Source organism: Tenacibaculum sp. M1.3A (assembly GCF_057732375.1).
This window is the reverse complement of sequence record NZ_JBYJEF010000009.1, coordinates 25,276-47,737: the sequence shown is the minus strand read 5'-3', so window position 1 is coordinate 47,737 and position 22,462 is coordinate 25,276. Positions and strand designations below refer to the sequence as shown.

24 protein-coding genes are annotated in these 22,462 nt (G+C 31.4%); 23 read left to right on the top strand and 1 reads right to left on the bottom strand.

Annotated elements, in window-relative coordinates; genetic code table 11:
• The first annotated feature begins 1 nt into the window (after position 1).
• The 5 genes from AC28QF_RS12610 to AC28QF_RS12590 all read left to right on the top strand — a co-directional run bounded on the left by AC28QF_RS12610 (position 2) and on the right by AC28QF_RS12590 (position 3,683).
• The gene (locus tag AC28QF_RS12610; protein WP_488202165.1) at positions 2–889 is read left to right on the top strand and encodes a helix-turn-helix domain-containing protein; all 888 of its coding nucleotides are present in this window, start codon (positions 2–4) and stop codon (positions 887–889) included.
• Positions 890–1,411, top strand: a complete 522-nt coding sequence (locus tag AC28QF_RS12605) for a TrmH family RNA methyltransferase (RefSeq protein ID WP_488202164.1) — start codon at positions 890–892, stop codon at positions 1,409–1,411.
• A gap of 1 nt (position 1,412) precedes the next feature.
• Positions 1,413–2,423, top strand: a complete 1,011-nt coding sequence (gene hemH / locus AC28QF_RS12600; protein WP_488202163.1) for a ferrochelatase — start codon at positions 1,413–1,415, stop codon at positions 2,421–2,423.
• A 226-nt stretch (positions 2,424–2,649) separates the two neighbouring features.
• A complete protein-coding gene (locus AC28QF_RS12595) occupies positions 2,650–3,240 on the top strand; it encodes a CopD family protein (RefSeq protein WP_488202162.1) in 591 nt (196 codons plus the stop codon).
• A 59-nt stretch (positions 3,241–3,299) separates the two neighbouring features.
• Positions 3,300–3,683, top strand: a complete 384-nt coding sequence (locus AC28QF_RS12590) for a hypothetical protein (RefSeq protein WP_488202161.1) — start codon at positions 3,300–3,302, stop codon at positions 3,681–3,683.
• Positions 3,684–3,733: 50 nt separating this feature from the next.
• Here AC28QF_RS12590 and recR read toward each other — a convergent pair whose 3' ends face one another.
• Positions 3,734–4,351, bottom strand: coding sequence for a recombination mediator RecR (gene recR, locus AC28QF_RS12585; protein WP_488202160.1), 618 nt, complete (start codon positions 4,349–4,351; stop codon positions 3,734–3,736).
• Between the two features lie 93 nt (positions 4,352–4,444).
• On the opposite strand from recR, the gene AC28QF_RS12580 reads away from it, so the two are divergent.
• The 18 genes from AC28QF_RS12580 (at position 4,445) to AC28QF_RS12495 (ending at position 22,408) form a co-directional block, all read left to right on the top strand.
• Entirely contained in the window at positions 4,445–5,908 is a 1,464-nt protein-coding gene (locus AC28QF_RS12580; protein ID WP_488202159.1) for an aminoacyl-histidine dipeptidase, read from the top strand.
• 66 nt (positions 5,909–5,974) lie between these two features.
• Positions 5,975–6,562: an acyl carrier protein phosphodiesterase gene (locus tag AC28QF_RS12575; RefSeq protein WP_488202158.1), complete on the top strand. Its 588-nt coding sequence runs from the start codon at positions 5,975–5,977 to the stop codon at positions 6,560–6,562.
• Between the two features lie 4 nt (positions 6,563–6,566).
• Positions 6,567–8,258, top strand: a complete 1,692-nt coding sequence (ggt, locus tag AC28QF_RS12570; protein WP_488202157.1) for a gamma-glutamyltransferase — start codon at positions 6,567–6,569, stop codon at positions 8,256–8,258.
• A 43-nt stretch (positions 8,259–8,301) separates the two neighbouring features.
• Entirely contained in the window at positions 8,302–8,724 is a 423-nt protein-coding gene (locus AC28QF_RS12565; RefSeq protein WP_488202156.1) for a VOC family protein, read from the top strand.
• Positions 8,725–9,585, top strand: coding sequence for an RluA family pseudouridine synthase (locus AC28QF_RS12560; protein WP_488202155.1), 861 nt, complete (start codon positions 8,725–8,727; stop codon positions 9,583–9,585).
• Between the two features lie 30 nt (positions 9,586–9,615).
• Positions 9,616–10,293: a tRNA (guanosine(37)-N1)-methyltransferase TrmD gene (gene trmD / locus AC28QF_RS12555; protein ID WP_218773326.1), complete on the top strand. Its 678-nt coding sequence runs from the start codon at positions 9,616–9,618 to the stop codon at positions 10,291–10,293.
• Positions 10,286–11,035, top strand: coding sequence for a glycosyltransferase (locus AC28QF_RS12550; RefSeq protein WP_488202154.1), 750 nt, complete (start codon positions 10,286–10,288; stop codon positions 11,033–11,035). The genes trmD and AC28QF_RS12550 overlap by 8 nt, the downstream gene beginning before the upstream one ends.
• A 6-nt stretch (positions 11,036–11,041) precedes the next feature.
• On the top strand, positions 11,042–12,451 hold the full coding sequence (locus AC28QF_RS12545; protein ID WP_488202153.1) for an ArnT family glycosyltransferase: 1,410 nt from the start codon (positions 11,042–11,044) through the stop codon (positions 12,449–12,451).
• 146 nt (positions 12,452–12,597) lie between these two features.
• Positions 12,598–12,945: a 50S ribosomal protein L19 gene (rplS, locus tag AC28QF_RS12540; protein WP_488202152.1), complete on the top strand. Its 348-nt coding sequence runs from the start codon at positions 12,598–12,600 to the stop codon at positions 12,943–12,945.
• A 704-nt stretch (positions 12,946–13,649) separates the two neighbouring features.
• Complete coding sequence (locus AC28QF_RS12535) at positions 13,650–15,875, top strand: NADP-dependent isocitrate dehydrogenase (protein WP_488202151.1); 2,226 nt, start codon at positions 13,650–13,652, stop codon at positions 15,873–15,875.
• 86 nt (positions 15,876–15,961) lie between these two features.
• On the top strand, positions 15,962–16,777 hold the full coding sequence (murQ, locus tag AC28QF_RS12530; protein WP_488202150.1) for an N-acetylmuramic acid 6-phosphate etherase: 816 nt from the start codon (positions 15,962–15,964) through the stop codon (positions 16,775–16,777).
• Positions 16,770–17,009, top strand: a complete 240-nt coding sequence (locus tag AC28QF_RS12525) for a DUF6095 family protein (RefSeq protein ID WP_488202149.1) — start codon at positions 16,770–16,772, stop codon at positions 17,007–17,009. Before murQ ends, AC28QF_RS12525 begins: the two co-directional genes overlap by 8 nt.
• Position 17,010: 1 nt before the next feature.
• Positions 17,011–18,060, top strand: a complete 1,050-nt coding sequence (locus AC28QF_RS12520; protein ID WP_488202148.1) for a D-alanine--D-alanine ligase — start codon at positions 17,011–17,013, stop codon at positions 18,058–18,060.
• 119 nt (positions 18,061–18,179) lie between these two features.
• Positions 18,180–19,118 carry a hypothetical protein gene (locus AC28QF_RS12515; protein WP_488202147.1) on the top strand — a complete coding sequence of 313 codons (939 nt, stop codon included), beginning with the start codon at positions 18,180–18,182 and terminating at the stop codon, positions 19,116–19,118.
• 35 nt (positions 19,119–19,153) lie between these two features.
• Positions 19,154–19,873 carry a hypothetical protein gene (locus AC28QF_RS12510; RefSeq protein ID WP_488202146.1) on the top strand — a complete coding sequence of 240 codons (720 nt, stop codon included), beginning with the start codon at positions 19,154–19,156 and terminating at the stop codon, positions 19,871–19,873.
• A gap of 6 nt (positions 19,874–19,879) precedes the next feature.
• Complete coding sequence (locus tag AC28QF_RS12505; protein ID WP_488202145.1) at positions 19,880–20,875, top strand: hypothetical protein; 996 nt, start codon at positions 19,880–19,882, stop codon at positions 20,873–20,875.
• A gap of 3 nt (positions 20,876–20,878) precedes the next feature.
• Complete coding sequence (locus AC28QF_RS12500; RefSeq protein WP_488202144.1) at positions 20,879–21,796, top strand: hypothetical protein; 918 nt, start codon at positions 20,879–20,881, stop codon at positions 21,794–21,796.
• Between the two features lie 15 nt (positions 21,797–21,811).
• Positions 21,812–22,408 carry a hypothetical protein gene (locus AC28QF_RS12495; protein WP_488202143.1) on the top strand — a complete coding sequence of 199 codons (597 nt, stop codon included), beginning with the start codon at positions 21,812–21,814 and terminating at the stop codon, positions 22,406–22,408.
• Positions 22,409–22,462: the final 54 nt, after the last annotated feature.

Here is a 22,462-nt window from a genome sequence, read left to right as displayed (position 1 = left end):
CATGTCAAAAAACATCGCAGAAAGTACGTTTAGAGAAGTATTGTTAGAAAAAGGTTTTTTTGTCTTAAAATTTCAAAATAATTCTAACAAAACAGAAGTTTATAAAAGAGATATCGACAACTCTTATATACAACTACATTATTGTGTAAAAGGAAATTGTAAATTCCATTTTAATGAAAACAGCTACACTTTTAACGTATTAGATAAACACGCTATATTTTTATATAATCCGCAGCAAAACCTACCAATAAATTTAGAGATTTTACCAAAAACATCTTTGGTATCTGTTTTAATAACTATCGAAAAATTTCATGCACTATTCTCAAAAGAAGCTAGTTACATTCCATTTTTAAGTGATGATAACAAGAATAAAAAATATTATGACAATACAGAAATAAGCTCAAACACCTTAATGGCTTTGCAGCAAATTTTAACAGCACAAAATCATAGCTCAATGAAAGACCTTTATATCAAAGGAAAAACATACGAACTACTTAGCCTTCATTTTGATACTGGCGAAAATACAGAAAATGAATATTGTCCGTTTTTAGTTGATGATCGTGAAATATTAAAAATAAGGCAAGCTAAAGATATTATTATCTCAAGAATGAGCGAGCCACCAACCTTACAAGAATTAGCAAACGAAGTTGGTTTAAACTTAAAGAAGTTAAAAGAAGGTTTTAAACAAATATATGGCGATACTGTTTACAGCTTTTTGTTTGATTACAAAATGGAACATGCTCGTAAACTTTTAGAAAGCAACCAATACAATGTAAATGAAGTTGGCTTACAAGTTGGCTACAGTACTTCTAGCCACTTTATCGCAGCTTTTAAAAAGAAGTTTGGCACCACTCCAAAACAATATGTAATGAGCTTACAAAACAACTAAATGAAACAACTTACACATTACGACATCGAAAACAAACAACAACTATTTCCTATAACTATTGTTTGCGACGCCATAAGAACTCCCGAAAATATTGGTATGTGTTTTCGAATTTCTGAAAGTTTTGGAGTGCAAAAAATATTTTTACATGATAGTTCGCCCTCTATAAAGAACAGAAATGTATCTCGTACTGCTAGAAACACCATAAATCAAATTGAGCACGCTACTTACAGTGATTTCAACTTACTAATAAATCAATTAAAAAAAGAAGGAAATACTATTATTGGTATTGAAATTACTGATGATAGTATAAATATTCAGAATTTTGATTTCACATCAACAGAAAAAATAGTTTTACTTTTGGGTAGTGAGCGAAACGGAATCGAAAATACAGATTTGTTAGACGCAACTGTTGCGATACCAATGTACGGCCGTAACTCATCTATGAATGTAATACACAGTTTGAGTATTGCTTTATATGAAACAACAAACCAGTTAAACAAAAACATTTTAATAGATAAATAAAATGAAAGGAGCTTTATTAGTAAACCTAGGGTCACCAGAAAGCACAGACCCTAAGGATGTGAAAAAATATTTAGGCGAGTTTTTAATGGACGAACGTGTTATTGATGTTCCTTACTGGTTTCGTTCGTTTTTAGTGAAAGGAATTATTTTAAATACTAGGCCTAAAAAATCTGCCGCTGCTTATAAAAAAATATGGTGGAAAGAGGGTTCGCCATTAATTGTACTTTCTGAGCGTCTGCAAAAGAAAGTACAACAAAAAACGGAACTTCCTGTTGCCTTAGCAATGCGCTATGGTACAATGACCATAAAAAAAGGATTGCAAGAGCTACATGATAAAGGTGTTACCGAAGTTATGCTGGTTCCGCTATATCCGCAGTTTGCCATGGCAACTACCGAAACTATTGTAGTTTTAGCTGAAGAAATTCGCAAAGAGTTCTTTCCGAAAATGAAAATAACAGATGTTCCTGCGTTTTACAATAAACCTGAATATATTAAAGCTTTATCTAACAGTATTAAGGATTATTTAGCTGATAAAGATTACGACCATTTATTATTCTCTTACCATGGAGTTCCTGAACGCCACATTGGCAAATCGGACATTACAAAAAGTCATTGTAAGATAGATGGTAGCTGCTGCAACACACCATCAAAAGCACATGAATTTTGTTACCGCCATCAATGTTATCAAACAACCAAAAATGTGATTTCAGCATTAGGTTTGGATGAAAATACGGTATCTACTTCTTTTCAATCTCGTTTAGGTGTAGACCCTTGGCTACAACCTTATACTGATAGAACGATTGTGAAAAAAGCTGAAAAAGACGGAGTTAAAAAATTAGCTATTGTTACTCCTGCTTTTGTTTCTGATTGCTTAGAAACATTAGAAGAAATTGCCATGGAAGGAAAACATGAGTTTTTAGAAGCCGGTGGAGAAGAATTTTACACGGTGCCGTGTATTAACGACAATGATGAATGGGTAAGTGTTTTAGCCGGATGGATTAATAATTTTTAGTTAGTAGAAAATATAAATTGTTTAGTCGAGCGCAGTCGAGATCTAAAAACTTCTCGACTGCGCTCGAAGTGACATACAATTATCATTTAGAGCATTTTTCTAACTAAAAACGAATGTCAGTTCGAGTAAAATTTTGAGGAACAAAAAAATTTGTATCGAGAACCTTGTTTAATTAGTTTTTGAGCTGTCTCTAAACTATAACAGTTAATAAATTTAAATAGAAAAAATGGATTTTTTATACGTAAAAGCATTACATATTATTTTTGTAGTTACTTGGTTTGCTGGTTTATTTTATATTGGTCGCTTATTTATTTACCATGTAGAAGCCGAAACTAAAGACGAACCCGCTAAAACTATTTTGCAAACGCAGTATAAATTAATGACAAAACGCTTGTGGTATATTATCACATGGCCTTCTTTAGTTTTAGCTAGTTTTTTTGCTTTTTGGATGCTTTATAAAAACCCTGCTTATTTTCAAATGCCTTGGATGCATGTAAAGCTAGCATTTGTTTTAGCTTTATATTTTTACCACGGATTTTGCCACAAAATATATAAAGAATTACAACGGGATGAAATTAACTATTCACCAACAAAACTGAGAATCTTTAACGAAGCACCAACTGTAATTTTATTTGCTGTTGTTTTTTTAGTTGTTTTAAAAAGTGCTATTAATTGGATTTGGGGAGTTGTTGGTATTGTTCTTTTTGGCGTTTTATTGATGATCGGAATTCGTTTTTACAAAAAAATAAGAGCAAAAAAATCGTGGGATAAATTTGAAAAAGAATTGATTGAAAAGGATGAAGAATTAGAGAGATAAAATAATTTATTATTCTTGCATCTTAATTCTAAAAAAAAATATGAAAAAAATTACTTATTTTGTCAATTGCTATTTTTAGCTTAGTATCATGTTCTTCTAATGATGAAAATTTAGATCCTTTTGTTGGAAGTTGGTACTTCTTCTCTGAAAATGATATAGAAATGGATAATTGTAGTAAAAAATCCACTCTAACTGTTCTTGAAAATGGAAATTTATCATCTGTAAACTACGGTAATCAAGATAACATTAATAAATGTGTTATTGAAAATACATTAGAAGCTAAATGGGTTAATAGAGAAAATGGAGATTATACAATTACTCGTAAAAATGATAATTTTAAAAGCACTTCAAAAGTAATTTTCACTAACAATAACAATACTTTTTCGACTTCTGCTACCACAACTGATGGAAGAACTGAATCCACTACATTTAAAAGAAAGTAACCATTCTAATTACATTACAAAAAAGCAAAGTTTTAAAAACTTTGCTTTTTTTATCCTTTTATAGATTGTTCAAAAGGTATTCGATTAACAATACTTCTACCAAGCGTAACTTCATCAGCATATTCTAATTCATCACCAACCGAAATTCCTCGTGCAATTGTAGAGGTTTGTATATTGCATTTTTCAATTTGCTTGTAAATATAAAAATTCGTAGTATCACCTTCCATGGTAGAACTTAAAGCAAAAATCAATTCCTTAATCTTCCCTTCTTTTACTTTATCCACTAAAGATTCTATTTGTAAATTTTGTGGTCCAATTCCTTCGATAGGAGAAATTTTCCCGCCTAACACATGATATACACCTCTAAACTGAGCTGTATTTTCAATCGCCATTACATCACGAATGTCTTCTACAACACATACTATTTCAGCATTTCTGTTCGGGTTATTGCAAATTTCACACAAAACAGTATCAGAAATATTATGGCATTTATTACAAGATTTCACATCAGTTCGTAAATCAGTTAAAGCAGCCGTTAAATACTTTGTATTCTCTGCAGGTTGTTTTAATAAATGCAACACCAAACGAAGTGCTGTTCGCTTACCAATACCAGGTAATCTACTCACTTCATCTACCGCTCTTTCTAATAATTTTGATGAAAAATCCATGGCGCGAATTTACAATTTTTCAAACACAGCACACTAACATATCTCACTTTAAAAAAGTATCTTTGTACTTTAAATTTAAACAAACATTTTTCAATGAATTCAGATATAAAAAACTTAGAACCTAAAGCAATTTGGAAGAATTTTGCGCTTTTAAACGCAGTACCTCGTCCATCAAAAAAAGAAGAAAGAGTTATTCAATTTATGGTTGATTTTGGTAAAAGCCTTAATCTTGAAACGATGGTTGATAAGGTTGGTAACGTAATTATTCGCAAACCAGCTTCTTCTGGAATGGAAAATCGTAAAATGATTGTGATGCAAAGTCACCTAGACATGGTACATCAAAAAAATTCTGATACTGTTTTCGATTTTGATACAGAAGGAATTAAAATGTTTATTGATGGTGATTGGGTAAAGGCAGACGGAACTACTTTAGGTGCCGATAATGGTTTGGGAGTAGCGTCGATTATGGCTATTTTAGAATCTACCGATATTGCACACCCTGCTGTTGAAGCACTGTTTACTATTGATGAAGAAACAGGTATGACTGGTGCAATGGGATTAGAAGGCGGAATTTTAGAAGGTGAAATTTTATTAAATTTAGATACAGAAGATGATGATGAAATTAGCATGGGTTGTGCTGGTGGTGTAGACGTTACTGCAACTAGAACATACAACGAAGAAACTGCTCCTGATAATACCACTGCTTTTGAGATCTCTATTACAGGTTTAAATGGAGGACATTCTGGAATGGATATTCATAAAGGTTTAGGAAATGCTAATAAAATAATGAATCGTTTATTATTTGATGGTTTTACAAACTTCGGATTACGTGTTGCTGAAATAAATGGAGGTAGCTTACGTAATGCAATACCTCGCGAAAGCTTTTCTACGGTAGTTATAGATACTGTTTCTAAAGAGCCTTTTTTATTCGAAATTCAAGAATTAATTAACAGTATTAAAGCTGAATTTTCTTTACTTGAACCAAATTTATCAATTGAATTAAAAACTATAGAAACTCCTAAAAAAGTAATGGATTTAGGTGTTCAAGAAGGCTTGATAAAATCAATATATACTGCTTTAAATGGTGTGTATCGCATGAGTCCGGATATTGAAGGATTAGTAGAAACTTCTAACAATATCGCTAGAGTTATAGTAAAAGAAGGAAAAATTAAAATAGGATGTTTAACTCGTTCTTCTTCTGACAGCAATAAATGGGATTTAGCGAACTCGTTACGTTCAGCGTTCGAATTAGCAGGTTTTGATGTTGAATTTTCTGGTAGCTACCCTGGTTGGTTGCCGAATTTAGATTCTGAAATCTTAAAGATGGTTGCAAAATTATATGAAGATTTACATAAGGAAAAACCAAATGTAGCAGCTTGTCATGCAGGTTTAGAATGCGGTCTTTTAGGTCAGAATTACCCAGAGATGGATATGGTTTCTTTTGGACCAAACATTAGAGGACCACACTCACCTGATGAACGCGCACAAATTTCATCTACTCAAAAATACTGGAAATTTTTATTAGAGATTTTAAAGAATATCCCTAACAAGAATTAATAACTTATATTAAAAAACTTAAAAACCACAACATATCAGTTGTGGTTTTTTGTTTACATTTATAAAATGAATTTTTTAGCACATTTATATCTTTCTGGTAATAATACAGATTTAATGATTGGTAATTTTATTGCAGATCATATTAAAGGAAATAAATTTTCTCATTTTAAAGAAGAAATAAGAAAGGGAATTCTTTTACACCGTCAAATAGATACTTTTACAGACACGCACCCTATTGTTAGAAAAAGTAAAAGACGATTACATGAACGTTATCGACATTATGACGGCGTAATTATCGATATTTTTTTCGATCACTTTTTAGCTAAAAACTGGAGTACTTACTCTGAAATTCCTTTGAGTGTTTATGTAAAGTCTGTTTATAAACTTTTAGAAGATAATTTTGATATTCTTCCAGAAAAAACACAAGAAATTCTTCCATATTTAACTAAGTACGATTGGCTATATAATTATCAATTCGCAAAAGGAATTCAAGAAGTTTTAAACGGCATAAACAAAAGAACTAAAGGAATCTCTCAAATGAATTTAGCTTCTGAAGATTTATTAATCCACTATCAGTTATTTGAAGAAGACTTTACCTTATTCTTTAAAGAATTACGAGAATATTGTAATTCAAAAATCAACCTTACAACTTAAATTTATGAAAAATATATTCTTATTTATTTTCTTTTCAATTATTCTATCAAGTTGCAAAACAGCGCCTCCAAAAGAAAAAATTACAGGATTAGTTACAACCAAAGCAATGGTAGTTTCTGCCAGAGAAGAAGCTTCTAAAATCGGAGTTGACATTCTAAAAAAAGGTGGAAATGCTTTCGATGCAATGGCAGCTACAGAATTAGCTTTAGCAGTAGCATATCCGTATGCTGGTAATATTGGCGGTGGCGGATTTATGGTATATCGTAAAAACACAGGAGAAATTGGCGCATTAGATTATCGTGAAAAAGCACCACTCGCGGCCGCTAAAAACATGTTTTTAGACAGTCTTGGTAATGTTGTTAAAAACAAAAGCACACTTGGCGCGATGGCTGTTGGAATTCCTGGAACAGTTGCCGGAGTTTTCGCTACTCATAAAAAATTTGGAACTTTACCTATTGCTGATATTTTAACTCCGGTTATTGCTTTGGCTAAAAAAGGCGTTATTGTTACTCAAAAACAAGAAAATCGCATAAAAAAACACCAACCATCATTTTTAAAAGCAAATAAAGACACGATTCTTTTTAATAAACATTGGAAAAAGAACGACACTATTAAATATCCTGCGCTAGCAGCAACTTTACAACGTATCTTAGAAAACGGTAGGGATGAGTTTTACAAAGGTGAAACAGCAAAGCATTTAGTGAAATTTATGCAAGCTAATGGCGGAATTATGACTGAGGAAGATCTAGCTAAGTATGAAGCTAAATGGCGAACTCCAGTTACCTTTAAATATGATGACTTGCGCGTAATTTCTATGTCGCCACCATCAAGTGGCGGCGTTTGTTTAGCGCAAATAATGAATGCGATTGAACCTTATGAGTTAGATAAATTTGGACATAACACCACAAAAACGATTCAGGTTGTTACAGAAGCAGAAAGACGTGCTTATGCGGATAGAAGTTTCTTTTTAGGAGATCCTGATTTTGTAAATATTTTACTAGACACTTTAATCAGTAAAAGATATACCAAATACCGAATGAGGGATTTTTCTTTTGATAAAGCAACTTTATCCGAAGATGTTTCTCATGGTAACGTTGAAATGATTGAAAGCGACGAAACAACGCATTATTCTATTGTTGATAAATTCGGAAATGCAGTTTCCGTGACAACTACAATTAATGGCGCTTATGGCTCTAAACTATATTGCTCAGATTTAGGTTTCTTTTTAAACAATGAAATGGACGATTTTAGCAGCAAGCCCGGTGAGCCAAATATGTTTGGATTAATTGGTGCAAAAGCAAATGAAATTGCTCCTGAAAAACGTATGTTAAGTTCAATGACGCCTACTATTGTTGAAAAAAACGGAAAACTATGGATGGTTGTTGGTACGCCTGGCGGATCTACAATTATAACTTCTGTATTACAAACTATTTTAAATGCACACGAATTTAAAATGGGTATGCAAGAAGCCGTTAATCAACCTCGATTTCATCATCAATGGTTGCCAGATGTTATTATGATGGAACCTAATAAATTTGATACCACTGTTAAACAAGATTTACAAAAATTAGGATATCTTTTAAATGAAAAAGACAGCCCTGTTATTGGTAAAGTAGCCGGTATTTTAGTGTTACCTGATGGAAAATTAGAAGGTGGAGCCGATCCTAGAGGTGATGATAAAGCAGATGGATTTTAATAGCTTTTAATTAAAAACATTCTTTTAAAATAATATTTATAACATGAGTTTACAACCATTTCATCTAGCAATTCCTGTTCAAAACTTAGAAAAAAGTAGAACTTTTTATAGAGACATTTTACAATGCGAAGAAGGTAGAAGTTCGGATTATTGGGTAGATTTTAATTTCTTCGGACATCAATTAGTTATCCATCAAAAGGAAGGTTATCAACCAACAAATTCAATTACAAATCCTGTTGACGGACACGATGTTCCTGTTCCGCATTTTGGAATTGTTTTAAAATGGAATGATTGGGTAGCACTTTCTGAAAGATTAAAAACGAATAACACTACATTTATTATAGCTCCTACTATTCGCTTTCAAGGTTTGGTTGGCGAGCAAGCAACGATGTTTTTTAACGATCCAGAAAATAATGCTTTAGAATTTAAAGCTTTTAAAGACATTTCGCAATTGTTTGCTAAATAAATGACCGTATCAGAAACACATAAGGTTCCTACGTTAGAAAAACCGATTCGATTACAAGAATACGGAGTTGGTGTTTTTAAAACGATTCCGACTAAATCTGGTTTAAAAAAAGCACTTAAAAAAGAATTGATTTTAGTAGATGGTAAAATTGCCACTACTGCCCTATTTATAAATGGTAATGAACTTATCGAATTATATAAAAAAGGAAACGACACTACATTTAAACAATTTGAGTTTAACTTAGATATTCTTTTTGAAGATGATTATTTAGCCGTAATTTATAAACCTTCGGGTATTTTAGTTAGCGGAAACTCATTTGCAACGATAGATAATGCTTTGCTGCAAAACATAACAAAAAGCACCCTTTTTGATGCTGTACGACCAAGACCTGTACATCGATTAGATTACCCGACAAGCGGACTGTTATTAATCGGAAAAACAAGCTCGAGTATTATTGCTTTGAATCAATTATTTGAAAATAAGGGAATTCAAAAAACATATCATGCCATAAACATTGGCAAAATGGACGAAAAAGGAGAGATTAATTTCCCGGTTGACACAAAAAATGCATTTACTTCATATCGAGTTTTAAAAACTGTTATTTCTGAACGTTTTAATATTTTAAACTTAGTTGAATTAACACCAAAAACAGGAAGAAAACATCAATTAAGAAAACATTTATTAGCTATTAAAAATCCGATATTAGGTGACAAAGAACATTTTATAGACGGATTAGTTTTAAACGGAAAAGGACTGTATTTACACGCATCTACTTTAAAATTTGAACATCCGTTTACGAAAAAAGCAATTAACATAACAAAAGAGCTTCCGAAGAAATTCAAAAAAATATTTCCATCATAAGTATCCTTTAAAAAATATATCTTTGCCATTATGCGAATAGATATTATTACCCTAGCACCAGATTTACTAAAAAGCCCGTTTGAACATTCTATGATGAAACGCGCCATTGATAAAGGTTTAGCTGAAATTCATTTTCACAATTTACGTGATTACGGAATCGGTTCTTACAAAAAACTAGACGATACCCAATTTGGTGGTGGAGCTGGTATGGTTTTAATGATCGAACCGATTGATAATTGTATTTCTAAATTACAATCAGAAAGAACGTATGATGAAATTATTTATATGACGCCTGATGCTAAAACATTAAATCAATCTATCGCAAACACACTTTCGTTAAAAGAAAATATTATTATTTTAACAGGCCATTATAAAGGAGTCGATCAGCGTGTTAGAGATCGATTTATTACCAAAGAAATTTCTATTGGCGATTATGTTTTAACAGGTGGCGAATTGGCAGCTGCTATTTTATGTGATGCTGTTGTTCGTTTAATTCCAGGTGTTTTAGGTGATGAACAATCTGCTTTAACAGATTCTTTTCAAGACGATTTATTATCACCACCAGTTTATACAAGACCTGCAGAATATGACGGAATGAAAGTTCCTGAAGTATTATTGTCGGGAAATTTCCCGAAAATTGATGAATGGAGAAATGAAAAAGCATACCAACATACTAAGAATATAAGACCCGATTTATTAGATGACTAATCAAAAACCACATCACGATTTAATTATTGTTATTCCTTGTTATAATGAAGAAAACCGATTACCTATAAATCAGTTTAAACAGTTTTTAGATACAACTTCTGATGTGCTTTTATTTTTTGTAAACGATGGTTCTTCAGATAAAACGGATACTGTTATAGAACAATTAGCAACTATTTATCCTAAAAATATAAAACTACTTTCTTTAGATAAAAACGCAGGAAAAGCAGGAGCTGTTAAAGCTGGTTTTAATTTTTGTGAAGCAAATAATTCCTTCTTAAAAATTGCTTATTTAGATGCTGATTTAGCAACCACCTTAGAGGAATGCCATAGTATAAGTAAAGAAATAAACACAACAGTTCAATTTGCTTTCGGATCTAGAATTGCAAAAATAGATACTGATATTCAGCGTAAACAACATCGTTTTTTTATCGGTAGATTTATTGCCACTTTAATATCCAAACAATTAGATTTAAAGGTTTATGATACGCAATGCGGATGTAAAATTTTCAATAAAGAAATCGCTTCAAAAGTTTTTAAAGAAGATTTTATTTCAAAATGGCTGTTTGATGTAGAAATTTTTCACCGTTTAATTTTCATTTTCGAAAAAGAAAACATGAAAAATATCGCTCGAGAAATCCCTTTAAAATCTTGGATTGATGCTGACGATAGTCGTGTAAAAATGACCTATTTCTTTAAACTTTGGTTTGATTTACTTTCAATAAAAAAACGATACAAATCTTAAATACAAATGCGTAACCTAATCAATAAGAAAAACTTTTTCGCCGTTGCTGTTCTTCTCTTAATACTATGGAGAGGTTTTTTAAACGCTGTAGTTCCTTTAATGGACAAAACAGAAGCTCGTTATGCAGAGATTGCCAGAATAATGGCAGAAACAAACGACTATATAACACCACAAATAGATTATGGAGTTCCGTTTTGGGCAAAACCACCACTTTCTACTTGGCTATCTGCTTTAAGTTTTGATGTTTTCGGAGTTACTGAGTTTACCGCAAGATTACCATACTTATTATTAAGTATTTTAATGATATTCTTGATTGGTAAATATGCCAAAAGAGAAAATCTTTCGTTTTTTTTACCGGGATTTATAGCACTTACTATTCCTGAATTTTTAATTCACGCGGGCGTAGTTTCTACTGATACTTCTTTAGCATTTAGTGTAGCCTTAGTAATGCTTTCTTTCTGGGAAGCCATGCATCATCCTGAAAAACCTATTTGGAAATATTTAATTTTTGTTGGTTTTGGATTGGGACTATTGGCAAAAGGACCTATTATTTTTATTTTAACCTTGCCTCCTATTTTTATGTGGACGCTAATTTCAAAATCATTTAAAAAGGTATTTAAAACATTTCCTTATTTCTTAGGAATACTAATAATGGTATTAGTTGCAATTCCTTGGTATTATTTAGCGGAACAAAAAACGCCAGGCTTTATCGATTATTTTATCGTTGGTGAGCACTTTAGTCGTTTTTTTGACAGTAGTTGGTCTGGTGATAAATACGGGTTTCCGAAACAACAACCTTTAGGAATGATTTGGATTTTCCTCTTACTATTTGCCTTACCTTGGATTCAAGTTATTATAGGCAAACTATGGAAAAACCGCACAGAGTTCTTTTCTAACAAATGGATATTATTTTTAAGTGCTTGGTTAATATGGACACCATTGTTCTTTACCGTTTCTAAAAGTTTAATTCACCCATATATATTACCTGTATTAATTCCGATTGCTCTTTTGGCTGTTCATTTTTGGAAAGATATCAAACAAAAAACGACAATCATAACCATTAGTTTAATCGTACCAATTACCACTATTTTGGTTTATGGTTTTGGTTTGGTAAATAACAATATGGAAACATATGCAAATTCTGATAAATATTTCATTCAGGATTCTTGCAAAAAAGATATTCCGATTTATCATCACAAAACAAAAAGTTACTCTAGCCAATTTTATTCTAAGGGAAAAGTGAAATCTATAAAATCAGAAGAACTTGATAGTATTTTAGAAAGTAAAAATTCGTTTTATTTAATAATATCAAAAAAGAATTCTAAAAAAGAAAATATAGATCGTAACCTTAACTACAATTTAATAGCTAATAATAAAAAGAAAAACATCTATTTTTTTAGCCCAAAAAACAATTAATTGTAAAAGCCGTTCTATAAAGGAATAAATATTTTAAATCAAAAGTTCGTATTTTATAATATTTTGATTAATTTTGCAGCCATAAATTAACCTCTGACGAAAATATCGTGAATGTTGTTTTATAAAATCATATAAATATCATTACAATGGATTTAGTAAAGTTTGTTCAAGACGAATTTGTAACAAGAAACGAATTACCACAATTCTCTGCAGGAGACACAATTACAGTGTTTTATGAAATTAGAGAAGGTGAAAAAGTACGTACACAGTTCTTTAGAGGAGTTGTTATACAAAAAAGAGGTGTTGGTGCTTCTGAAACTTTTACAATCAGAAAAATGTCTGGTACTGTAGGAGTTGAACGTATCTTCCCTGTAAACTTACCTGCTATTCAGAAAATTGAAGTAAACAAAAAAGGTATTGTACGTAGAGCACGTATCTTTTACTTTAGAGGTCTTACTGGTAAGAAAGCTAGAATTAAAGAAAGAAGAGGTTAAGATTTACTTCTTAATTCGACTTATAAAAAAGCGTTGTGATTTTCACAATGCTTTTTTTATTCACAATTGTTAATAACTATAGTTCGTAACGTGTTAATATATAAATAGTTAAATATTATTAAAACAAGATACAACTGTTTATATTTACTTCAGAGTTTATATTAAAACCTTATTATTAGCTCATACTCTAATAAGTAGCATTACTATAAACTCATTAAAAGAAATGTTCTTTTTATATATTGCTTTTAAACATTTTTAATTCGCTTATCTAATTTAAATATAATACAAGTTGTTTTATTATTTACAATGGTTTATTAGATATTATTGATAACAAAAAAAGGTTTAAAAACAATGAAACATATCTTTAAAGATCTGTTTCAGTTTAAAATAGGAAAGTAGTCTTTTCATAAAGAGAAGCATAGAACATTGTTCTATTTGATAAGCACAGTATTACATATCAATACGATTACTATTTTAAAAAAAGCCATATTATTACAAGAAATTGTTTAATATGGCTTTTACCTTTAATAAAAACAAGCTTCCAAGCCTTCTTTTATTTATCAAATTCACAATAAAACACCTTAATTAATAACGTTTTAGCATCTAAAAACTCATCAGTAATTCTTAAATTTGCAATACTTCAAAAATAAAATTAATGATTACTGTGTGTATTTTAAATAATACCACCTTAAAACAACTAATATATGAGCAAGACTGCTAAAATCATGTACACTAAAACGGATGAAGCTCCAGCATTAGCTACACGTTCTTTTTTACCTATTGTAAAGGCTTTTACAAAATCATCTAACATAGAAATAGAAACAAAAGATATTTCTCTTGCAGGACGTATTCTTGCTAACTTCTCTGATTTCCTTACGAAAGAGCAACAAGTAGAAGATGCTTTAACTTTTTTAGGAGACTTAGCTAAGAAACCAGAAGCTAATATTATTAAATTACCTAATATTTCTGCCTCTGTACCTCAATTAAAAGCTGCTATAAAAGAATTACAAACTTTAGGATATGCCTTACCAGATTTTCCTGAAGAAGCTAATTCTGATGAAGAAAAATCAATTTTAGCACGTTATAATAAAATTAAAGGTTCAGCGGTAAACCCTGTATTACGTGAAGGTAATTCTGACCGTAGAGCACCAAAGGCAGTAAAAAATTACGCAAAAAAGAATCCACATTCAATGGGAGCTTGGAGCTCTAGTTCAGAAACACATGTTTCAACAATGACTAGTGGAGATTTTGCACATACCGAAAAATCAGTTACCATAACCAATACTACAGATGTAAAAATTGTACATACTGATGCTAACGGAACAAAAAATACTTTAAAAGAAAAAGTTTCTTTATTAGATGGTGAAGTTATAGACGGATCTGTAATGAATAAAAAAGCTTTATTAGCCTTTTTAGCTGAGCAGATTGCAGATACGAAAGAAAAAGGATTGTTATTTTCATTACATATGAAAGCAACAATGATGAAGGTTTCTGACCCTATCATTTTCGGTCATGCAGTTCGTGTTTTCTTTAAAGATTTATTCGCTAAACACAACGCTACTTTCGAAGAAATTGGAGTTGATGTAAATAACGGATTCGGAAACTTACTAAGTAACCTAGAAGAGTTATCTGCAGATAAAAAAGCAGCTATCTTAGCAGATATTGAGACTATCTACGCAAACAATCCTGATGTTGCCATGGTAAATTCTGATAAAGGAATTACCAACTTACACGTACCTTCTGATGTAATTATTGATGCGTCTATGCCAGCAATGATTCGTACTTCGGGACAAATGTGGAATAAAGCAGGAAAACAACAAGATACAAAAGCAGTAATTCCTGATAGTTCTTACGCTTCATTATACCAAGCTACCATAGATTTCTGTAAAGAAAATGGTGCTTTCGATCCTACCACTATGGGAACAGTACCTAATGTAGGTTTAATGGCTCAAAAAGCTGAAGAATACGGATCACATGATAAAACTTTCGAAATTGCATCAAACGGAACAGTAGATGTAATTGACGCAAACGGAACAACCTTAATTTCTCACGAAGTGGAACAAGGTGATATCTGGAGAATGTGTCAAACAAAAGATGCACCAATTCAAGACTGGGTTAAATTAGCTGTTACTAGAGCTAGAGCTGCTAAAGCACCTGCTGTTTTTTGGTTAGACGAAAACAGAGCTCACGATGCTGAAATCATTAAAAAAGTAGAAAAATACTTAGCAGATCACGACACTAACGGTTTAGATATTTTTGTGATGTCTATTCGTGAAGCAACTACTTTCACATTAGAAAGAGTTAAACAAGGTGAAGAAACCATTTCTGTAACCGGAAATGTGTTGCGTGATTATTTAACTGATTTATTTCCTATTTTAGAATTAGGTACTTCAGCAAAAATGTTATCAATCGTTCCTTTAATGAATGGTGGTGGCTTATTTGAAACTGGTGCTGGAGGTTCTGCTCCAAAACACGTTGAGCAATTAGTTAACGAAAACCATTTACGTTGGGATTCTTTAGGTGAATTTTTAGCTTTAGCTGTTTCTTTAGAGCATTTAGGTGAAACGAATAGTAATAGTAAAGCAAAAGTATTAGCTGAAACTTTAGATGATGCTACTGATAAGTTATTAGACAACAAAAAAGGTCCTTCTAGAAGAACTGGTGAGTTAGACAATAGAGGTTCTCATTTTTATTTAGCAATGTATTGGGCAGAGGCGTTAGCTTCGCAAACTAAAGATGCTGATTTAAAAGCACAGTTTACTCCTATTGCAGATAAAATGGCAACAAGCGAAACAACTATTGTTTCTGAATTAAATTCTGTACAAGGAAAAGAAGCTTTAATTGGTGGTTATTATGAACCAACAGATAATTTAGCTGATGCAATTATGAAACCGAGTGCTACTTTAAATACTATTTTACAAAGTATTTAATTCTTTAAATTATATATTATAAAAGCAGGTGATAAATCACCTGCTTTTTTTGTAAAACAAAATATAAAATTCATTAAATTTGATTTATGAGCTTTACTAAAACTACAGAACAATCTTCGAAATACAATCATTTAGAAAAAATGAGTGTTTCTGAATTATTATCAAACATAAATACAGAGGACAAAGCAGTTCCTTTAGCTGTTGAAAAGGCATTGCCCCAAATAGAAGAATTAACAAAACAAATTGTTATCAAATTAAAAGAAGGTGGCAGGTTATTTTATATCGGCGCTGGTACAAGTGGTCGTTTAGGAGTTTTAGATGCTAGTGAGTGCCCTCCTACTTTTGGAGTTCCTCATGAATTGGTTATCGGACTTATTGCTGGTGGAGATATTGCCATAAGAAAAGCCGTAGAAAATGCAGAAGACTCAACAAACCAAGGTTGGGTAGATTTACAAGAACATAGTATATCAAATAAAGATATTGTTATTGGTATTGCAGCCTCAGGTACTACTCCGTATGTAATTGCCGCTTTAGAAGAATGTAATAAAAACAACATTATTACAGGATGTATTACTTGTAACGAAGGTAGTCCGTTATCTTTAACAGCACAATTTCCGATAGAAGTTGTTGTTGGTCCTGAATTTGTAACTGGAAGCTCACGTATGAAAGCTGGTACTGCTCAAAAACTAGTATTAAACATGTTATCTACCGCTACTATGATTCAACTAGGCAAAGTAAAAGGTAATAAAATGGTTGACATGCAGTTATCTAACAAAAAATTGGTAGATAGAGGAGAAAAAATGTTAGTATCCGAATTAAATATCAGCCAAGAAACAGCTAGTAAGCTATTAAAAAAATACGGAAACGTACGTACTGTAATTAAAAACTATCCGAATGAATAAGACAAAAACATTTGATACTGTTGTAAGGAAATTTGTTTTTCTTTTAGGCCTATTAATACTGTCTCCTATTGTATTAAGTTTCGGTTTTAAAGCTTTTAGAATTTACACCGAAGTACCTGAAACTTATATTGCTTATGTATTATTAACTTTAGGTACTTTTTTAATTTTATTTACGGTTTACTTCGGATTTAAAACAATAAAGGGGTTTTTAGACTATTTATTTCAAAAATAACTTGAGAAAAAATTCTACTATACAAAAACTTACAAAATGGGAGCACTGGCCAACAGCTATGTTTTATGTTCCTAATTTACCATATGCTTTTTATTTAGCTTTTAAAGCCAAACACCTTGCCTTTTTTAGCGCTGTAAACCCGGCCATAAAAAGCTCAGGAAATGGTACCGAAAGCAAGTACGAAACTACCATGTTGATTCCTGAAAAGTACAGACCTAAATCGATATTAGTAAAACCTTATAGTGAATTTAATACTGTTATAATTAAAATAAAAGAACAACAAATTCAATTCCCTTTAATAGCTAAACCAGACATTGGTTTTAGAGGTTTATTAGTAAAGAAAATATATTCTGAAGCTGATTTAAAAGAATACTTAGACAAGTATAAAATCAATATTATTATTCAAGAATTTCTTGATTTTGAAAATGAGTGTGGTGTTTTTTATCACCGTAATCCGCAAAACAACAAAGGCCATATCACTTCTTTAACCTTAAAGCGTTTTTTAACGGTTACAGGCGATGGAAAATCATCATTAGAAGAGCTCATTTTAAATGATGATAGAGCTAAGTTATATATAGAATTATTCAGCGAAATTCATCAGAAAAAATTAACTAAAATTCCAAAAGAAAAAGAACTTATAAAACTAACAGCTATAGGTAACCATTCTAAAGGAACGCAGTTTTTAAACGGAAATCACTTAATTAATGAAAGTTTAACAAAAACTTTCGACAAACTAAGTGTACTGATTCCAGGTTGGTATTATGGTAGAGTAGATTTGAAGTACAATTCTTTTTCAGCTTTAGAAAATGGTAGTGATTTCAAAATTATTGAAATAAATGGAATACTAGCAGAACCTACACACATTTACGATGCTGAAAATTACACCTATTTTAAAGCACTTAAATGTATTAGAAATCATTGGAAAAGTATTTATGAAATAGCCGTTATAAATAATAAACAGTTTAACACACCCTATAAGAGTCCAAAAATTTTTACTTTTGAAATTTTAGAATTAAAAAAATACATTTCAGGTATAAAAAAGTTCTCTTAATTAAAAAAATGTGACCTTTGTAAAGAATTAGTGTCTTATTTAACAGTTAATTTCTTTGAATAAAATTTTAATAGAACAAAAAAAAACAATATAATTGTATTATAAAATCAACACTAAGTATGAAGATAAAATACTCATTACTACTTCTTTTACTTATAAATATTTCAATTTCAGCGCAAGTTAAAATTGGAAACAACCCTTCTATTATTAATGTGAATTCAATTCTTGAATTAGAAAGCACAGATAAAGCCTTAGTAATAAGCCGAATGACGGAAGTACAAATGAATGCTATTCAACCATTACGCGGTGGGTTAGTTTTTAACACTGATCAAAACTGTGTGTTTTTATATGACGGTACAGTTTGGATTAATTTATGTAATACGGGCAATAACATTAATGTAACAACCGCTGCAACAGCACCTACAGATAATAATTTAGGAGATTTTTGGATTAACGATGCTTTAAATAACACCACAAGTATTTGGAACGGATCTTCTTGGATCTCTATAGACAACAACCCAAGAAGAGGTAATGGTCCGCCTAATACAACAACTGCTCCAAACCCTACTTCGGGTGATGTTTATGTTGATAGTTCTTCTGGTTTCATTTACGCCTATGATGGTACTATTTGGATTAGTTCAAATGCAACCCCAGTAGCTAACAATGGTCTTTTGATTGATACAGGCAATACTGTTCAACTAGGCGGCTTGTTAATTAAGCCTACAATAATAGAAACAACAGCAATAAATACATTAGCAATTACTGGTTTAGAAGATGGAGATGTTACGTTAGATGACATTGTAACTATAGATAGAGTTACTGGTCAATTAAAAAAAGTAACAACCACAAATCTTATTAGAGAAGAAGTAACACAATTAATAGCTACCGACGGACAGTTAATTTTTAACGGACTGGTATTAAGATCTACTGATAAAATAAACGTTTACAGAAATGGTGTTCGTATAGATTTTACAATCATAGATAATACAAGCTTACAAATAGAACCTGAGGCAATATGCTATTCAGGCGATCAAATAAGAATAGTACAATTTTATTAATAAAACCCCTATTACAAACATTAAAATAACAATTTATGAAAACAATTACAAGCAAATTTAAAATAGCAGCACTTGCTGTTGGTATGTTAGCCCTTGGTACTACTAGTGCGCAAACATTACCTGCAGATGATGGAACAGCTAATACTACGCAAGCAAATGCTGCAGGTGAATCTATTAGACTAATAGATAATAAAGGAACTATCAAATACTTACAAGCAAATAATGGAATAACAACTATTACATCTACTGCTGCAAATAACAGAACAACAACAACATGGCAACTAGGTGGTGCTTTAGTAGAAGATACCTATATTGATGCTAATGGAAACGCATTCGCTTTAGATGGATTAGAATTGGTTACTGATATTTCTACAGCATCTACCAATACAGATGCAGAATTAAATGAAACAGATCATGCCAATGGAACAACAACAGGTTTTACTGTACTAGTAAGAGATGAAGTTTCAGGTAAAACTCAAAAAATTAGAGCTTCTGATTTATTGCAAGTTCAAGGAGTTAAAGTAGAAGAAACTGCAGCTGCTGATTCAACTGCTAACTTAGATATTACTGTTACAGATATAGTTGCAACGACATCTTTATTTAAAGTTTCAGTATATAGAAATGGTGCTAAATTAAGAGCTGGAACTGATTACATATTAGGTGCCGGTGTTGTTACTGTTCAACCACAAACTGTAGCTCCTAATGATTGGGAAATTTATAATGGAGATATTTTCGAAATACATTGGATTAAATAATCATTAATGTATCAAAAAATAGTACATATAATATTAATTTCTTGTGCATTGGCTCTGTTTTCTAATAGAATAAATGCACAGGAAATTCGTGTTATAGATAACAAAGGTACTATTGAAACAGTAAATAATAATAGAGTATTTACATCGGCAACGAATCCTAACAACCCTACTATTATTACTTTAGAAAATGATATTTGGTTTGATACTACTACGACGCCTAATATTGTAAAAATATGGGATAAAAACACAAATAATTGGAAAATTGTAAACGACAATGCTCCACATGTTGGTACTACTGGTTCTATTTTTTTTGCAAATACCGACGGTACTCCTACAGAAGATAACGATCAACTTTTCTGGAACAATTTAACAAAAAGGTTATATATAGGAAATACACTTGCGGGCACAAATAAATTAAATGTAAATGGTACTATAAGAACATCGGGGTTAAATAATGCAAACGGTACACTAGGACTTCCTTCTTATCGATTTTTCAATGATTCAGATACAGGTATGTACAGTGATGCTGATAATGAATTAGGTTTTTCAACAAACGGAATTAATGCATTAACTATAGATGCGAATCAAGATATTAGCATTAATGAAGACATAAGCGTAACAGGTACTTATAATGACAGTAGCGGAGATTCTGGTACCAATGGGCAGTTTCTTTCATCAACAATAACAGGTACAAACTGGGTAGATCCTAACTTAGTTACTGTAATAAATAAAACAGCTAATTACACGCTAGAACTTATCGATAACGGTAAAGTTTTTACATTTAATAGCGCTACGAATGTTACACTTACTGTTCCTAACGGTTTTCCTATTGGCTATAATATTAGTGTTTACCAAACAGGTCTTGGGCAAGTAACCATAATTGGTGGTGCTACAATCTTAAACAGGTTATCACGATTTAAAACTGCTGGTATAAGTGCTGGCGCAGGGTTAATTTCAACAGCTACAAATATATTTCATTTAACTGGTGATTTAAAAAGATAATTTATGAATAAATATATTCTAAATATACTTATAATATTCACACTATCTAGCTATGCTCAAATAGCTAATTATAATCAGTTTCCTAAAATGAAACCTCATCATATACTTGATGACAAATTAGATAATATAAGCTTTGCTTTTTCTATGCGTGTTCTTGAAAGTGATTATAACGGACCGATAGTTAGGTTAAGAAAAACAGTAATTTTATTAGGTGTAGTAGTACAAGAAGAAGAAGATTTTGGCTGGGGAGATAATGATATTGTAGATATTGAAGCAATAAATACATGGAGAGGCACTAGTGATGTATTTGTACGTACTTGGTATGATCAAAGTGGCTTAGGTAGAAATGCAGAACAAACACTAACCATAAGTCAGCCTCGTTTTTATCCAGACCCAAATACACCTTATTTTCAAGGAGATGGTATTAATGACCACTTAACAATTGATACCCCTAACGGGATACAAAACCTTACAAATAATGGTAATGAAGGTACTGTTATTGGTGTAATGAGAGCAACCACTAAAGCACAACATACGTTTGGTGTTTTGGTTAATAGCAATAGGTGGTCTACTCACATAAACTGGAGTAATCAAAATTTATATTTCGACCCAGGTGTTTGTTGTAACAATCCACGTAATTTTAATAACAGCGCTAACTTTAATGTTTGGGAAATATATACATTCATAAAAACAAGCACAAATGTAATAGCTAGATCGGGAGCTATACAAAGGTTTAACGGCACACACACAACAGGTAGATGTACATTAACAGAAGATTTTGCGATTGGATGGGCTACAGGAAATCAACCTGCAAACCATGCAACTACTAGTTTTAACGAACTAATTATGTATAATACAAATATTAATACAGTCCAAGTACAAGACATTGAGCTAAACTCAATAACTTTTTGGGGTGTTTAAAAAACTATATTCATATTGAAACTAGCATATAATAACCTAAAATTAATAATCACCCTTTTATATCTATCCTTTTCATGTTCATTATCTGCTCAAGAGATTAGAGTTATAGATAATAAAGGTACGATACAAAATATTTACACTGGCCCCGTTGTTCATACGGGTTCATTTATTATTGATGCTTCAGGAAATAAAACAATTGTAGGTTTACCTTTTGAACCTTCTCAGATAACATTTGTAGCACATGCTAATATCGAAACTTTATCTATCGATAATGATAATCAAGTTGGTAATAATAATTCAGGCATAAACAACTCATATGGTTCTATGAATGGTTTTGCTAGATTTAATGAAGCTACATTAATCACACCTGCATCAATTACACAAGAAGTGATTTTTGTTGGAGGTAGTGGAAACTCTATTAACGACATCTCTCGTTACTCATCAAATATTAATTGTATTGGTATACGATATGGAAATCAGAATGGAGATAGTTTGGGAAAAATAACAGCTTCTCTAACTTCTTTTAATGTTAATGGCTTTACAATTAATGTTACTCGCACAGTTAACGCTGTAAATGAGAACCTAGTTGTTTTATACACTGCTTATAAATAACATTAAAATTTAGCTCCAATTAAAGTAGTTTAATACAATATTTAAAAATATTTA

Coding starts and splice junctions, on each gene's coding strand:
- AC28QF_RS12610 (WP_488202165.1), top strand. CDS start 2: ATGTCAAAAAACATCGCAGAAAGTACGTTTAGAGAAGTATTGTTAGAA.
- recR (WP_488202160.1), bottom strand. CDS start 4,351: ATGGATTTTTCATCAAAATTATTAGAAAGAGCGGTAGATGAAGTGAGT.
- AC28QF_RS12565 (WP_488202156.1), top strand. CDS start 8,302: ATGAGTTTACAACCATTTCATCTAGCAATTCCTGTTCAAAACTTAGAA.
- AC28QF_RS12545 (WP_488202153.1), top strand. CDS start 11,042: ATGCGTAACCTAATCAATAAGAAAAACTTTTTCGCCGTTGCTGTTCTT.
- rplS (WP_488202152.1), top strand. CDS start 12,598: ATGGATTTAGTAAAGTTTGTTCAAGACGAATTTGTAACAAGAAACGAA.
- AC28QF_RS12560 (WP_488202155.1), top strand. CDS start 8,725: ATGACCGTATCAGAAACACATAAGGTTCCTACGTTAGAAAAACCGATT.
- AC28QF_RS12575 (WP_488202158.1), top strand. CDS start 5,975: ATGAATTTTTTAGCACATTTATATCTTTCTGGTAATAATACAGATTTA.
- AC28QF_RS12510 (WP_488202146.1), top strand. CDS start 19,154: ATGAAAACAATTACAAGCAAATTTAAAATAGCAGCACTTGCTGTTGGT.
- hemH (WP_488202163.1), top strand. CDS start 1,413: ATGAAAGGAGCTTTATTAGTAAACCTAGGGTCACCAGAAAGCACAGAC.
- AC28QF_RS12505 (WP_488202145.1), top strand. CDS start 19,880: ATGTATCAAAAAATAGTACATATAATATTAATTTCTTGTGCATTGGCT.
- AC28QF_RS12550 (WP_488202154.1), top strand. CDS start 10,286: ATGACTAATCAAAAACCACATCACGATTTAATTATTGTTATTCCTTGT.
- AC28QF_RS12595 (WP_488202162.1), top strand. CDS start 2,650: ATGGATTTTTTATACGTAAAAGCATTACATATTATTTTTGTAGTTACT.
- AC28QF_RS12580 (WP_488202159.1), top strand. CDS start 4,445: ATGAATTCAGATATAAAAAACTTAGAACCTAAAGCAATTTGGAAGAAT.
- AC28QF_RS12500 (WP_488202144.1), top strand. CDS start 20,879: ATGAATAAATATATTCTAAATATACTTATAATATTCACACTATCTAGC.
- trmD (WP_218773326.1), top strand. CDS start 9,616: ATGCGAATAGATATTATTACCCTAGCACCAGATTTACTAAAAAGCCCG.
- AC28QF_RS12515 (WP_488202147.1), top strand. CDS start 18,180: ATGAAGATAAAATACTCATTACTACTTCTTTTACTTATAAATATTTCA.
- AC28QF_RS12605 (WP_488202164.1), top strand. CDS start 890: ATGAAACAACTTACACATTACGACATCGAAAACAAACAACAACTATTT.
- ggt (WP_488202157.1), top strand. CDS start 6,567: ATGAAAAATATATTCTTATTTATTTTCTTTTCAATTATTCTATCAAGT.
- murQ (WP_488202150.1), top strand. CDS start 15,962: ATGAGCTTTACTAAAACTACAGAACAATCTTCGAAATACAATCATTTA.
- AC28QF_RS12525 (WP_488202149.1), top strand. CDS start 16,770: ATGAATAAGACAAAAACATTTGATACTGTTGTAAGGAAATTTGTTTTT.
- AC28QF_RS12535 (WP_488202151.1), top strand. CDS start 13,650: ATGAGCAAGACTGCTAAAATCATGTACACTAAAACGGATGAAGCTCCA.